Source organism: Micromonospora sp. DT201 (assembly GCF_049841575.1).
GTDB lineage: Bacteria > Actinomycetota > Actinomycetes > Mycobacteriales > Micromonosporaceae > Micromonospora.
This window is the reverse complement of sequence record NZ_JBNCKP010000001.1, coordinates 505,874-521,055: the sequence shown is the minus strand read 5'-3', so window position 1 is coordinate 521,055 and position 15,182 is coordinate 505,874. Positions and strand designations below refer to the sequence as shown.

Here is a 15,182-nt window from a genome sequence, read left to right as displayed (position 1 = left end):
CGGCGCGGTTGGCGGCACCTTCCGCCCGCTGCGGCTCCCGCCGACTGCGAGCGCCGACCCGGCCGGCCCCCTCCCCACCCCCCTTTGCTCTGCTTCAACGGGGGCAACACTCCGGGCCGCCTTCTGTTGCCCCGGGGGAAGCAGAGCAAAGGCGACGGAGGGCACAACGAAGGGGCACGGCCGCAGCGGCCGTGCCCCTTCGTCTCACCCGGAGATGGTTACTCCCCCGGCGTCGACTTCGCGATCTGCATCAGGAACTCGATGTTGGTGCGGGACTGCTTGAGCCGGTCCAGCAGGAGATCCATTGCCGCCTGCGAGTCCAGCGAGTGCAGCACCTTCCGGAGCTTGTGGATGATGGCCAGCTCTTCCGGTGCGAGCAGGACCTCTTCCTTACGGGTACCGGACGGGTTGATGTCGATGGCCGGGAAGGTCCGCTTGTCGGCGATCTTCCGGTCCAGCTTCAGCTCCGCGTTACCGGTGCCCTTGAACTCCTCGAAGATGACCGTGTCCGCCATGGACCCGGTCTCCACCAGCGCGGTGGCGATGATGGTCAGCGACCCGCCGTTCTCGATGTTGCGGGCCGCGCCGAGGAAGCGCTTCGGCGGGTAGAGCGCCGTGGAGTCGATACCACCCGACATGATCCGGCCGCTGGCCGGTGCTGCCAGGTTGTACGACCGACCGAGCCGGGTCACCGAGTCGAGCAGCACGACCACGTCGTGCCCGAGCTCAACCAGGCGCTTGGCCCGCTCGATGGCCAGCTCGGCCACCGTGGTGTGGTCCTGCGGCGGACGGTCGAACGTGGCCGCGATGACCTCGCCCTTGATCGACCGCTGCATGTCGGTGACCTCTTCGGGCCGCTCGTCCACCAGCACCACCATGAGGTGGCACTCCGGGTTGTTGCGGGTGATCGCGTTCGCGATCGCCTGCAGCACCATCGTCTTACCCGCCTTGGGCGGCGACTGGATGAGTGCCCGCTGACCCTTGCCGATCGGCATGACCAGGTCGATGACCCGGGTGGTCAGGATGTGCGGCTCGGTCTCCAAGCGCAGGCGCTCCTGCGGGTAGAGCGGAGTGAGCTTGTAGAACTCCGGCCGGCGCCGCGCCTCCTCCGGCTCCATCCCGTTGATGGTGTCCAGCCGCATCAGCGGGTTGTACTTGTCGCGCCGCTGGTCACCGCTGTTGCCGCCCTCGCGGGCCGCCCGCACCGCACCGGTGATCGCGTCACCGCGGCGCAGGCCGTACTTCTTGATCTGGGACATCGAGACGTACACGTCGTTCGGGCCGGCCAGGTATCCGGTCGTCCGCACGAAGGCGTAGTTGTCGAGCACGTCGATGATGCCGGCCACCGGGACGAGAACGTCGTCCTCGCTGACCTGCGGCTCACGCCCACCGGTTTCGGCACCGGTCTCGGTGCGCTCGCCGCGCCCGCGGCGACGGTCCCGGAAACGGCTGCGCCGGCCACGCCGGCCGCCGCCCTCGCCGTCATCGTCGTCGTTGTCCCGCTCCACACGCTCCACACGCTCGGCACGCTGACCACGATCGTTGCGGTCGCCCCGGTCGTTGCGGTCGGTCCGCTCGCCCCGGTCGGCACGCTCCGTGCGGTCGTTGCGCTCGCCCCGGTCGTTGCGCTCGCCACGCTCGGCACGCTCGCCACGGTCGTTGCGCTCGGCACGCTCGCCACGGTCGTTGCGCTCGCCACGGTCCGCACGCTCGCCCCGGTCGTTGCGCTCGCCACGCTCGGCACGCTCGCCACGGTCGTTGCGCTCGCCACGGTCCGCACGCTCGCCCCGGTCCGCACGCTCGGCACGCTCCGGACGCTCGGCCCGCTCGCGGCGGTTCTCGCCACGGTCGGCCCGCTCGCCGGCTTCCGCCTCGTCGGCACGCGGCTCAGCCGTACGCGCCGGCTCAGCCGCACGTGGCGTCTCAGCCGCACGCGCCGGCTCAGCCGCACGTGGCGTCTCAGCCGTACGCGCCGTCTCAGCCGAACGCGCCGGCTCAGCCGAACGCGCCGGCTCAGCCGAACGCGTCTCCGCCGTTGCGGCCCGGCTCCGCCGGGTCCGACCACGGCCCTCAGCGGCCGGCTCGGCCGGCGCCTGCTCGGCGCTGCGACCTTCGGCTGCCGGCCGGTCGGCGGTCTCCCGCACCTCGGCGCGCACCCCCTCACGGGTCGGGGCGGCAGCGGCCGCGACCTCGGCCCGCGGTCGAGGGGTCCCGGCGGCGTTGCCGCCCTGCCGCTCGGAGATCGCGGCGATCAGCTCGCCCTTGCGCATGCGAGCTGTGCCGGAGATGCCGAGCGACGCAGCCAGGCTCTGCAGCTCTGGCAGCAGCATCGCCGACAGACCGGTGCCGCTACGCCGACGACGGGCGGGAGCGGCGGCAGTTGCATCGCCAGCGACGTTGGAAACATCCGACGTCACGTCGGTGGTGTCGCTCAATGGATTCCTTCCCTCGATAAAGGCCGGGACTGCCCGGAGTCGGAACTCAGGTGGCCGGGCGGCCTCGGTGCACCCGCCTCGCATGGACGCGTCGCGGGAGTCTGTGACACAGCAGCCGGTCGGTATCCCGACTCACCAACGTCGGTGAGCAGGTCTCGCCGTCTGCGGCGACCTGTGGAATCTGCGGTGCGGCGTAGGCCTTTGGCAGGGGTGTGACGGACTAACCGCCGAGAGCTTCGGGGGTGTGCCGCCCCGCAGGAGATCGCGTGCTTCGCGGCTGTGCTAGGTCTAGAGCGTAATCAACTCTTCCGACCTGCGGCAACAGGGTCCCGCTCGGCGTGTCCAAGTCTACCCCGAGCGACCCGCGCGCCGCTGACGTCTATCGGTAACTGCCAAATCTGCCAGTCTGTTCCCACGGGGAAGCTCGCCGGAGGCTCGCTGAGCGCCAGCACCGTCGGGCCTGCCCCACTGACCACAGCCGCCACACCAGCCGCTCGCAACGCGTTGACCAGCGAAGACGTGCCTGGCATCCCGGCTGCGCGGTAATCCTGGTGGAGCCGGTCGACGGTGGCCGGCAGCAGCAGAGTCGGGTCGGCGGTGAGCGCGTGCACCAGTAGTGCGGCCCGCCCCGCGGTCAACGCAGCGTCGTGATGCGGCACCGTGGCGGGCAACGCGGCCCGCGCGGTCGCGGTAAACCCGCGCTCCGCCGGCACGAAAACTGTGGGCCGCACCCCGGCGGCAACCGGCAGGGACACCGCCCGAGCACCTGTCGACTCGGACCAGGCCAACGTGAAGCCGCCGAGCAGGCACGGCGCGACGTTGTCGGGATGGCCCTCGATCTCGGCGGCCAGCCGGAGCGCGCCCGGGTCGTCCAGCCGGTGCTCCCCGTCGGTGACCAGCGCGCGGGCAAGCAGCACCCCGGCGACGATCGCGGCGGACGAGGAGCCCAGCCCGCGCGCCTGGGGGATCCGGTTGACACACTCCACGCTCAGCCCGTCAGGGTGTGCCCCGAGAAGATCGAACGCGGCCCGCATGGCCCGCACCACCAGGTGCCGGTCGTCATCGGGCAACTCGCCGGCACCCTGCCCGGTCACCGTCACCCGGACCCCACCCGACGCGACCTCGGCGGCCACGTCGTCGTAAAGCCCGAGGGCGAGACCCAGCGCGTCGAAGCCCGGGCCCAGGTTGGCGCTGGTCGCGGGGACCCGGACACGGACCGGCCCGGCGGTGAAGTTCGTCGGCACGCGCTCATGCTAGGGCCTGTGTCAAAGTCCTCGGTCGAGCCGAGGCGGAGTCCAGGCGGCGGTCCGGCAAGGCGGAAATTCGTCTGGATACCGGTGTTGTATCCGGACGAATTTCCAACGCGGCCGGTCGTCGTCTGGGCCCGCCGCAGGCCGGCCAGGGGCTTTGACACAGGCCCAGAGCTCGGCACCGACTATTCGGTTCGGTGCCCGCAGCTTGGGACCCGCCAGATTCAGCCGGCCGCGTTCGGGACCGGCTCTGCGGCCGGGTCGGTGAGCGAGAGCCTGCGGGTGGCAATCCGCCAGCCAACCGCGTACACCAGGGTGATCAACCCACAGCCGGCGAGCACCACCCGTTCGTTCACCACATCCACCACCAGGGCCACCGCCAGCTGGCTCACCGAAATCGCCAACGTCGCGAGCATCATGTCGGTGGCGAAGACACGCCCACGCAACCGGTCCGGGACTTCACCCTGCAGGGCGAAGTTCGACATCACCCAGTTGCTACCGCCGGCGAAGTGCGCCACGAAGACCAGCAGCAGCACCAGCGGGAACCAACGCGCCACCGACGCGCCCATATAGGACAGGCCGTACAGCGACATCGACAGCGCGAGCCCGGGCAGCAGCCAGGCCCGATTGGTGAGCACCCGACGCATCAGGATCGGCCCCACCAACGCCCCGGCACCGCGCACCGCGAAGAGCAGGCCAGCACCGAGCGGGCCGACACCGTACACGCCGGCCAGCAACGGGAACACGGTCAGCACGCCGTTGCCCAGGCCGACCGCCGACTTCACCGTGACCAGCGCGAGCACCCGGGGCCGGTGACCGATGTAGCCGAGCGCCTCGCGGACGGCGGCCCAGGTCCGCTGGGCCGGCCGGTCGGCATCACGCGGTGCCTGCAACGGCCGGCGGATTCGCGTGGCGATGCCCGCGGCCAGCGCCAGGCCCACCGCCGCCAACCAGAAGCAGCTGTACGGGCCAGCAGCCGTGCTGAGTACGCCGCCGAGCGAGGCGCCCACCACCGTCATGGTGCCCCAGGCCGAGCCGGCCACGGCGTTACCGGCGGCCAGTTCGTGCGACTCCAGCACGTTGGGTAGCGCGGCCTGGGCGGCCGGCGAGTAGAACGCCTTGGCCACCGCGACCACCCCGATCGCGACCAGCGCCAGCCACGCCGTTCCGGCATCCCGAACGCCGAGCAGCAGCAACACGCCCGCCAGCGCCGCCACGTTCGCGGTGATCATGATCTTTCGGCGGTCGAAGCGGTCGGCGATCGTGCCGGTGTACGGCAGCAGCAGCGCCACGATGCCGGTGTCCACCGCCAACACCAGCGCGCCCCAGACTCCGCTGCCGGTCAGGTGCGGCAGCAGCACCAGCAGCGGCACCATGACGAACCAGTCGGCGCCGAAGACCACCAGTTCGGCGAGGAAGAGGTTGCGGAAACTCCGATTGCCGGTGAGGACCGAGAGGGTGGACGCCACGGAGCGGGACCCTACCGGTTTGGTGTAGGGGTAATGCCTGCTCTCAGCAGCGCGGAGACGGTGACGAATGTGAAACCATGCGCCCGCAGCCCGTCGATCATGGCAGGCAGGCCGCGCAGCGCGACCAGCCGTCGCCGCGGTCCGACATCGTGTCCGAGCACGATCGTTCCCGGCCGGACATCGGCCACGATCCGCCGGGCGTGGCCGGCTGGATCACCCGGGAACTCGCGCTCCACCATCTGCAACGACCACAGCACCAACCGATAGTCGAGCCGGGCCGCCGCGTGCAGCACCGCCCCACCCAGGTGGCCGTACGGCGGTCGGACCAGTCGAGGTGCGCTCCCGATCACGTCGGCGATCGCGTCGTGGCTGCGGCTCAGGTCGTCGTACGCCTCGGCGGCGTCCATCTGAGCCAGATCCCGGTGTGTCCAGCTGTGGTTGCCCACCTCGTGCCCAGCGAGCCGACCACGGACCACGTCGGCGTGCCGCCTGACCTGCGCGCCGACCAGAAAGAAGGTGGCCGGCACCCGGTGCTGGGCAAGGGTGTCCAGGACCATCGGGGTCCACTGCGGCGCCGGACCGTCGTCGAAGGTGAGCGCCACCAGCCGTTGCCCGGTCGGCACCGACCAGACGACCGCCAGCGAGCCGGGTCCGAGGCCCTGCTGCTGGTTGCCGAGGGTGGCGCTGGCCGGACCTCCGTCGAGAGGTAACCGGCGGTGCGTGATCTGCCATGCCTGCGATGCCCCCACACCGGCTGCTGCCCCGCCAGCCAACAGGGCACTCCGGCGCAGCAGGTCGCGCCGGGACCACCTGTGCGCGCTCTCGCTCATCCACCCGCCCGCTCTGCAAGACCCCCACGCAGCCACCAAGAGTATGCGAGACGTGACACAAAGTGCAGGTTCAGGTCCTCCTGTCGGAGTGTCCCGGGCGGTGAAGCAGGAACGCCCCCGGCGAAAACCCGCCGAGGGCGTTCCTGGTGCTGGTCCGACCTACTCGGTCGGCTCCGACGGTGGCAGTGGCGAGGTACGGCTACGGGGCAGCCGCAGCACCTCGAACTGGTCCGTCCCCTCCACCAGCGCACCCGACGGGGCAGGTCGCCCAGCCGGCTGTGCGCTGCCGGCCGCCGCCGGGGCAGACACACCGCTCGGGACCGCGACCTGGTTCGGGCCCCTCACCTCATCGGTCGCCACCTCGGCCGCCGCTGGCTCGCCAGAGCGTCGCCGGTTGCGCCGCCCCCGCAGCGACTCCTTGGTGTGTTCCACCATCGTGTACAGCGTCGGCACCAGGATCAGCGTGAGCAGCGTCGAGCTGAGCAGACCACCGATCACCACGACCGCCAGCGGCTGCGAGATGAAGCCGCCCTCACCGGTCAACCCGAGCGCCATCGGCAGCAGCGCGAAGATGGTCGCCACCGCGGTCATCAGGATGGGGCGCAGCCGGCGCCGTCCACCCTCGACCACCGCATCCCGGACTTCCATGCCCTTCGCCCGGTACTGGTTGATCAGGTCGAGCAACACGATCGCGTTTGTCACGACGATGCCGACCAGCATCAGCACACCGATCAACGCCGGTACGCCGAGCGGTGTCCCGGTGACCAGCAGCAGGCCGATCGCACCGGTCGACGCGAACGGAATGGAGATCAGCAGGATCAGCGCCTGGGTCAGGCTGCGGAACGTGGCCACCATGATCAGGAAGACGATCGCGATCGCCACAAGCACCGCCAGGCCCAGGTCACCGAAGGCATCCGACTGATCCGCGCTGACGCCACCGATCGTGAAGCTCGCACCCGGCACCTTGATGTCGTCCAGCCGCTTCTGCAGCTCCGTGCTGGTCGCACCCAGGTTCGAGCCAGTCGCCGTGCCGGTCACCGACACGCTGCGCTCACCGTCGATCCGGGTGACCTGCTGCGGCCCCTCGCCCGGGGTGACGTCCGCGATGTCGTCCAGCTTGACCGGACCCACCGGCAGCGCCCGCAGCTCCTCCACCGTCATCGGTGGCTGTGAGCCCAACCGCAGCACCACGTTCTGCTGCTGACCGTCGAGCGCGACCTGACCCAGCGGCGCTCCCCGGAAGGCCTGCGACACGAGCTGCCCCACGGCGGCCTCGGTGAGCCCGGCGCGGCCGGCGGCGACCCGGTCGACAGTCACGTCGACCCGCGGCACCCGGTCGGCCAGGCTGGTGGAGACGTCCTCGACGTCCGGAACACCAGCCATCGCGGCCTGGGCCGCCTCGGCGGCCCGGGTCAGCGTCTCCGGGTCACTGGCCTGGACGATCACCTCCAGCTGGCTGGTCGACGCCTCCTGCCCGCCACCGAAGCTGATCTCACCCACACCGGTACCGAGCTTGTCGAACTCCTTGCGCAGCACCTCACGCATCTGCTTCGCGTCGGTGTCACCATCGAGCGCCACCGACCAGCTGGCGACGTTGTTGCCGCCGCCGCCCGCCCACGGGTTGTCCCCACCACCCGCGGTCAGCTGGTACGTCTCGACGCCCTTGGTGCCCGACAGCACCGACTCGACCTGCTTGGCCGCCGCATCGGTGGCCGCCAGGCCACTGCCGGCCGGCAGCTCCTGGCTCATGTTGAGGGTGTCCTGGCCAGAGTCGTCCAGGAAGTTGGTCTCCAGCTTCTGCGACAGACCGAACGTGGCGAAGAGCACCAGCAGGCCGAGCCCCACGGTGATCCACCGGGTCGACCGCTTACGGGTGGCGAAGCCGATCACCGGCAGGTACGCCCGCTGCAACGGGCTACGCAGCTCCTTCTCCTCCGCGCCGCGCCGCACCGCCTCGTCGTCCACGGTGCCGCCGCGCGGCTTGAGGAACCAGTACGCCAGCACCGGGATCACGGTCAGCGACACCAGCAGCGAGGCGAGCAGGGCCACCGTCACGGTGATCGCGAACGGCGCGAAGAGCTGGCCCACGAACCCGCCGACCAGCGCGATCGGCGCGAACACCGCCACGGTGGTGAGGGTCGACGCGGTCACCGCACCGGCCACCTCGCGGACACCGGTGACGATGGCGTGCCGCTTCTCCTCGCCGTACTCGAGATGTCGTTTGATGTTCTCCAACACCACGATCGAGTCGTCCACCACCCGGCCGACCGCGATGGTCAACGCGCCGAGGGTGAGCAGGTTGAGCGAGTAGTCGCCGATCCACAGGGCGATCAGTGCCACCAGCACGGAAAGCGGGATGGAGACGGCGGTGACCAACGTCGAACGCACCGACAGCAGGAAGAGCAGGATGACGATGACGGCCATCACCAGGCCCAGCAGGCCCTCGGTGGTCAACGACTCGATCGACTTCTCGACGAACGGCGCCTGGTCGAAGACCACGGTCAGCTCCGCGCCGGAGGCGTCCTTCAGGTCGGCCAGCCGGTCGCGGATCTCGTGCGAGATCTGCACGGCATTGCCGTCCGGCGCGGCGGTGACCGCGATGCCGAGGCTGTCCTTGCCGTTGGTCCGGGTGATCGCGGTGGCCGGAGCGAGCTGCTGCTCGACCGTCGCCACATCAGCGAGGCGGACGGGTGCCGCGCCCGGCGCGACCACGATGCCGCGCAGGTCCTCCAGGGTGGCGATCGGCGTGCCGACCTGCACCGGAAGGGCCAGCGCACCGTCGTTCACCGCACCGGCGGGAACCGCCACGCCGTTCGTCTTCAGCGCCGCGCCGATCGCCGTCGGCTGGATCTTCGCCGCGGCCAGCTTCGCCGGGTCCGGGGTGACCACCACGACGTCATCGCGGGTGCCGGTCACCTCGACCGTGCGTACCCCCTCGATGCCCTCCAGTTCCGGCACCACCGTCGCGCGCAGCTTCTCAGCGAGCGCCCGCTCGTCCGCCGCGCCGGCCGCAGCAAGCACCACCGCCGGCAGGTCGTCGGTGCTACCCGCGATGACCTGGGGGTCGACGTCCTCCGGCAGCTGGGAGCTGATCCGGCTGAGCGCGGTCTGCATCTTGTTGACCACGTCGTCGAGGTCGGTGCCGAACTCGTACGTCACCTGGACGGTGGCCGCCCCCTCGCGGGACGTGGAGGTGACCTTGTCCAACCCCGGGATGCCCTGGAGGGCATTCTCGATCGGCTCGGTCACCTGCGACTCGACGATCTCAGGGCCGGCACCGGGGTAGGGGGCCACGATGAACGCGGCCGGGAACTCGAGCGACGGCAGCAGTTGCTGCTTCAGCGACGGCACGGCGAACGCTCCGAACACCGTGGTCACCACCGCGATGAGGGCAATCAGCCCTCGGTTGGCGAGGCTGAATCTGGCGAGCAGCGACATCGGCCTGGTTCACTCCTGAACGAGAATGCGGGCGGGGATACCCGAAAGTGTGCCGGACTCGAGCAACCGAACCCCCGCCGCCCCCACGCCGTCCCGCCGCCGAGCGCCGTCCGCGCGCCCGCCGCCGACCGTCACCTGCCCGCACGAGCGGGCGATGGCGGGCTCAGGCCAGATCGAGGGCGCGAGCGGCGGCGATCGGGTCGTTCGCGATGGTCAACGGCGCCGGCGCGGTGGAGATCGCCCATTCCGGGTCTTTCAGCCCGTGGCCGGTCACCGTGCAGACCACCGTCGAACCGGCCGGCACCGCGCCCGCTGCGGCCTGCTGGAGCAGACCAGCCACGCTGGCCGCGCTGCCCAACTCGACGAAGACCCCCACCTCGCGGGCGAGCAGCCGGTACGCGGAGAGGATCTCCCGGTCGGTCACCGAGGCGATCAGCCCACCGGAGGCGTCCCGGGCGTCCAACGCCTTGGTCCAGCTCGCCGGGTTGCCGATCCGGATCGCGGTGGCGATGGTCGACGGCTCCGGCACCACCTGACCGGTCACGATCGGTGCCGCCCCGGCAGCCTGGAAGCCGTACATCTTCGGGGCCCGGGTGGTAGCGCCCGAAGCGTGCTCCTCCCCGTAGCCCATCCAGTAGGCGGCGATGTTGCCGGCGTTGCCGACCGGCAGGCAGTGGATGTCGGGCGCGTCACCGAGCGCCTCGACGATCTCGAAGGCGGCGGTCTTCTGGCCGTGCAGCCGGTCGATGTTGACCGAGTTGACCAACGCGACCGGGTGGTCCTGGGCCAGCTTCGCGGCGAGCGACAGGCAGTCGTCGAAGTTGCCATTCACCTGGAGCAGCTTCGCGCCGTGCACCAGCGCCTGGGCCAGCTTGCCCAACGCGATCTTGCCCTGCGGCACCAGCACCGCGCAGGTCAGCCCGGCCCGAGCCGCGTACGCCGCGGCGGAGGCGCTGGTGTTGCCGGTGGAGGCGCAGATGATGGCCTTGTTGCCGGCCTCGACCGCCTTGGACACCGCGAGGGTCATCCCCCGGTCCTTGAATGAGCCGGTCGGGTTGGCGCCCTCCACCTTGAGGTGCACGTCACACCCGATCCGGGCGGACAGCACCGGCGCGGGCAACAGCGGGGTGTTCCCCTCGTGCAGCGTGATGACCGGCGTGGCCGCGGTGACCGGCAGCCGATCCCGGTACGCCTCGATCAGACCACGCCACATGTCGTTCTCCTCGCCTCTACCGCCGCGCCGACCCGAGCATCAGACCACCTTGAACCAGCCTGCGGCAGCGGTCGATGGCACACCCCGGTTTACCCACCTGGCGGGACGCGCGAGCCGTCCCACCGATGGTTCAACGACTCAGACGCCGCCCTCGACCCGCAGCACGCTGGTCACCGACCGGACAATGTCCAGGCCGCGCAGCTCGTCAACGGTCGCGGCGAGCGCGGCGTCCGGTGCCACATGGGTGACGATGACCAACTCGGCGTCGCCGTTACGACCGGGCGACCCACTCGCCGAGCCCTGCCGTACGGTCGCAATGGAGACGTCGTGGCGGGCGAACACACTCGCCACCGAGGCCAACACGCCTGGGCGGTCGGCAACGTCGAGGCTGACGTGGTAGCGGGTCAACGCCTCGCCCATCGGCCGGACCGCCAGGTCCGCGTACGCGCTCTCGCTTGCCGCGCGCACCCCGGCGAGCCGGTTGCGGGACACCGCGACCACGTCACCGAGCACGGCGCTGGCGGTCGGCGCGCCCCCGGCACCCCGGCCGTAGAACATCAGCTGCCCGGCCGCGTCCGCTTCCACGAAGACCGCGTTGAACGCGTCGCCGACGCTGGCCAGCGGGTGGCTGCGCGGGATCATCGCCGGGTGCACCCGGACGCTTACCGTCTCCCGGCCGCTTGCGTCGACGCCCCGGGCCGCGATGCAGAGCAGTTTGATCGTGCAGCCCATGGCCTGGGCGCTGGCCACGTCCGCAGCGGTCACCTCGGTGATGCCCTCGCGGTGCACGTCGGCGGCGCCAACCCGGGTATGGAACGCCAGCGAGGCGAGGATCGCCGCCTTCGCCGCCGCGTCGAAGCCCTCGACGTCGGCGGTCGGGTCGGCCTCCGCGTAACCCAGAGCGGTGGCCTCTTCGAGTGCCTCGGCGAAACCGGCGCCGGTCGCGTCCATCGCGGAGAGGATGAAGTTTGTGGTGCCGTTGACGATGCCGGTGACCCGGTTGATCCGGTCCCCGTGCAGCGATTCGCGCAGCGGACGCAGCAGCGGGATGGCCCCGGCCACGGACGCCTCGTAGTAGAGGTCGCCGCCGCCCTCGGCCGCGGCCTCGTGCAGGGTCACGCCGTCCTCGGCGAGCAGCGCCTTGTTGGCGGTGACCACGCTCTTGCCGGCGCGCAACGCCTCGACCAGCCAGCCGCGGGCCGGCTCGATGCCGCCGACCACCTCGATCACGACGTCCACGTCGTCGCGCTTGATCAGGCCGAGCGCGTCGGTGGTGAACAGGGCCTCGTCGACCGGCAGGTCACCCCGGTCGCGGCCGAGCCGACGGACGGCGATGCCGGCGATCTCCAGCGGAGCGCCGATCCGCGCGGCCAGGTCCGCCGACTGCTCGTGCAGCAGTCGGACCACCTCCTGGCCGACCGTGCCGCAGCCGAGCAGCGCCAAGCGCACAGGTGACGTCATCCCACATCCAATGCCAGCAGATCGTCTTCGGTCTCCCGCCGGACGATCAGACGCGCCTGGCCGTCGCGAACCGCGATCACCGGTGGCCGGGGCACATGGTTGTAGTTACTGGCCATGCTCCGGCAATAGGCACCAGTGCCGGGCACTGCGACAAGATCTCCGGGCTGCACGTCGGCGGGCAGGAATTCATCCTTCACCACAATGTCCCCGGACTCACAGTGCTTTCCCACCACGCGGGCGAGCAAAGGCTGCGCGCCCGAGGCCCGGGAGGCCAGCGTCGCCGAGTAGGACGCGTCGTACAGGGCGGTGCGGATGTTGTCGCTCATCCCGCCGTCGACGCTGACGTACGTCCGGATGCCGTCGAGTTCCTTGACCGTGCCGACCTCGTAGAGGGTGAACACGGCCGGGCCGACGATGGCCCGCCCCGGCTCGATCGAGAGGTGCGGCACGGCCAGGTTCTCCGCTGCGCACTCCGAGTCGACGATCTTGCGCAGCCGCTTGGCCAGGTCCTGCGGAGTGGCGGGGTCGTCCTGCGTGGTGTACGCGATGCCAAAACCGCCGCCCAGGTCGAGCTCTGGCAACTCCACACCGCGCGCGTCGCGGATCTGCGACTGGAGGGCGAGCACCCGACGGGCCGAGACCTCGAAGCCGCTGGCGTCGAAGATCTGCGAACCGATGTGCGAGTGCAGGCCACGCAGCTCCAACACACCCTCGTCGAGGATCTTGAAGGCGGCAGCGGCGGCCGCCCCGCCGGCCAGCGAGAAGCCGAACTTCTGATCCTCGTGGGCGGTGGCGATGAACTCGTGGGTGTGCGCCTCGACGCCGACGGTGACCCGGACCAGCACCCGGGGCCGCACCCCACGCTCGCGGGCCAGCGCGGTGAGCCGGTCGATCTCGGTGAACGAGTCGACGATGATCCGTCCCACCCCGGCGTCCAGCGCGCGGCTCAGCTCGGCGACCGACTTGTTGTTGCCGTGGAAACCGATCCGCTCCGGCGGCATTCCGGCCGAGAGCGCCGTGGCCAGCTCGCCTCCGCTGCAGACGTCCAGATGTAGCCCTTCCTCGGCGATCATCCGGACCACCGCCCGGCAGAGGAAAGCCTTGCCGGCGTAGAAGACGTCCTCGGTCGGGAAGGCCGCCCGGAAGTCGCGGCAGCGCGAGCGCAGGTCGGCCTCGTCGAGGACGTACACCGGGGTGCCGAACTCGGCCGCGATGTCGCGGACGCTCAGGCCCGCGACGGCGAGCGCGCCGTCGGCGCCGCGCGACACGCTGCGCGGCCACAGCGTCGGCAGCAGGGCGTTGACGTCCTCCGGGGTACGCAGCCAGGCCGGCCCCCGATTGCTGATGTCCGCGTGAAGCGCACCAGCCTCATGAGCCCTCATGTCGTTACATCCTCTCGGGGGCGGAGACGCCGAGCAGGTGCAGCCCGTTGGTGATCACTGTGCGGGTGGCGTCGTTGAGCCAGAGCCGGGCCCGGTGCAGGTCGGTGACCTCCTCGTCGCCGCGCGGCAGGATCCGGCACTCGTCGTAGAAGCGGTGATAGGCCCCGGCCAGGTCCTCCAGGTAGCGGGCCACCCGGTGCGGACCCCGCAGCTCAGCCGCCGTAGCGACCGTGGCGGGGAACCCGGCAAGCGCCTTGAGCAGGTCGTTCTCCTTCTCGTTGCCGAGCAGCTCGGGCCGGAACGCCTCCGCGTCACCCCGGGTCAGCCCCACCTCGGCGGCGTTGCGGCCCACGCTGGCGGTACGGGCGGCCACGTACTGCACCTTGTAGACCGGGTTGTCGCGGCTGGCCTGGGTCCACAGCTCGATGTCGATGTCGATCGGGGAGTCGCTGGAGTAGCGGGCCAGCGCGTACCGGGAGGCGTCCACACCGATCGCCTCGACCAGGTCCTCCAGGGTGATCACCGTGCCGGCCCGCTTGCTCATCCGCATCGGGGCGCCGTCGCGCAGCAGGTTGACCAACTGCCCGATGAGGATCTCCAGGTTGCGCTCCGGGTCGTCACCGAAGCAGGCGGCCATCGCCTTCATCCGACCGATGTAGCCGTGGTGGTCGGCGCCCAGCATGATCACGACCCGCTCGAAGCCGCGCTCCCGCTTGTCCAGGTAGTAGGCGCAGTCCGCGGCGAAGTACGTCCACTCGCCGTTGGACTTGCGCAGCACCCGGTCCTTGTCGTCGCCGAAGTCGGTGGTGCGCAACCAGGTGGCGCCCTCGGACTCGTAGAGGTGCCCCTGCTCGCGCAGCCGGTTCAACGCCAGGTCCAACTCGCCCCGGTCGTGCAGGTCCTTCTCGTTGAAGTAGGTGTCGAACTCCACCCCGAAGTCGCGCAGCGAGGAGCGGATCTCGTCGAACATCAGCGTGACGCCCTCGACCCGGAAGACCTCCTGGGCGGCGGCGTCGTCGAGCGACCGCACCTCCGGCCGGCGGGCCTGCACCTCGGTGGCGATTTCGGCGATGTACGCCCCGCCGTAGCCGTCCTCCGGTGCCGGCTCACCCTTGGAGGCGGCGAGCAGCGAACGGGCGAAACGGTCGATCTGCGAGCCGGCGTCGTTGAAGTAGTACTCCGTGCCGACGTCGGCGCCGGTGGCTCGCAGCAGCCGGCTCAACGCGTCGCCGACGGCCGCCCAGCGAACCCCGCCGATGTGCACCGGGCCGGTCGGGTTGGCCGAGACGAACTCCAGGTTGATCTTCTCGCCGGCGAGACGGTCGCTGCGGCCGTACTCGGCTCCGGCCTCGACGATCACCCGGGCGAGTTGACCAGCGGCAGCCGCGTCCAGCCGGATGTTCAGAAAGCCCGGCCCGGCGATTTCCACCGATTTGATGCCGGGTGTACGGCCCAGCTCGTCGGACAGCGCGGCGGCCAACTCCCGGGGCGGAACGCCCACCTTCTTGCTCAGCTGCAGGGCGAGCGTCGAGGCGTAGTCGCCGTGCTCGGGGTTGCGCGGTCGCTCCACCACCGTGTGCTCCGGCAAGGCGGCGCGGTCCAGGCCACGCTCGTTGAAGACGGCGTGGGCGGCGGCAAGGACGACCGAGGCGAGTTCTGCAGGAGTCACCCAGCCATGTTATCGGGGGTAGACTCGGCCACTCG

At 70.7% G+C, this 15,182-nt stretch carries 9 protein-coding genes; all 9 read right to left on the bottom strand.

Annotated elements, in window-relative coordinates; genetic code table 11:
• Nucleotides 1-218 precede the first annotated feature (218 nt).
• Nucleotides 219-2,435, bottom strand: coding sequence for a transcription termination factor Rho (rho, locus tag ACLQ28_RS02555; protein WP_425684551.1), 2,217 nt, complete (start codon nucleotides 2,433-2,435; stop codon nucleotides 219-221).
• Nucleotides 2,436-2,734: 299 nt separating this feature from the next.
• Entirely contained in the window at nucleotides 2,735-3,679 is a 945-nt protein-coding gene (gene thrB, locus ACLQ28_RS02550; RefSeq protein WP_425684550.1) for a homoserine kinase, read from the bottom strand.
• Between the two features lie 230 nt (nucleotides 3,680-3,909).
• Nucleotides 3,910-5,154: an MFS transporter gene (locus ACLQ28_RS02545; protein WP_425684549.1), complete on the bottom strand. Its 1,245-nt coding sequence runs from the start codon at nucleotides 5,152-5,154 to the stop codon at nucleotides 3,910-3,912.
• 11 nt (nucleotides 5,155-5,165) lie between these two features.
• Nucleotides 5,166-5,984 (bottom strand): polysaccharide deacetylase family protein, encoded by an 819-nt coding sequence (locus tag ACLQ28_RS02540; protein ID WP_425684548.1) that lies wholly within the window; start codon nucleotides 5,982-5,984, stop codon nucleotides 5,166-5,168.
• Nucleotides 5,985-6,143: 159 nt separating this feature from the next.
• Nucleotides 6,144-9,422, bottom strand: coding sequence for an efflux RND transporter permease subunit (locus ACLQ28_RS02535; RefSeq protein ID WP_425684547.1), 3,279 nt, complete (start codon nucleotides 9,420-9,422; stop codon nucleotides 6,144-6,146).
• Between the two features lie 163 nt (nucleotides 9,423-9,585).
• The gene (gene thrC, locus ACLQ28_RS02530) at nucleotides 9,586-10,635 is read right to left on the bottom strand and encodes a threonine synthase (protein WP_425684546.1); all 1,050 of its coding nucleotides are present in this window, start codon (nucleotides 10,633-10,635) and stop codon (nucleotides 9,586-9,588) included.
• A 138-nt stretch (nucleotides 10,636-10,773) separates the two neighbouring features.
• Nucleotides 10,774-12,084, bottom strand: a complete 1,311-nt coding sequence (locus ACLQ28_RS02525) for a homoserine dehydrogenase (RefSeq protein ID WP_425684764.1) — start codon at nucleotides 12,082-12,084, stop codon at nucleotides 10,774-10,776.
• Nucleotides 12,085-12,092: 8 nt separating this feature from the next.
• Nucleotides 12,093-13,478, bottom strand: a complete 1,386-nt coding sequence (gene lysA / locus ACLQ28_RS02520; RefSeq protein WP_425684545.1) for a diaminopimelate decarboxylase — start codon at nucleotides 13,476-13,478, stop codon at nucleotides 12,093-12,095.
• 4 nt (nucleotides 13,479-13,482) lie between these two features.
• Nucleotides 13,483-15,147: an arginine--tRNA ligase gene (gene argS, locus ACLQ28_RS02515; protein ID WP_425684544.1), complete on the bottom strand. Its 1,665-nt coding sequence runs from the start codon at nucleotides 15,145-15,147 to the stop codon at nucleotides 13,483-13,485.
• Nucleotides 15,148-15,182: the final 35 nt, after the last annotated feature.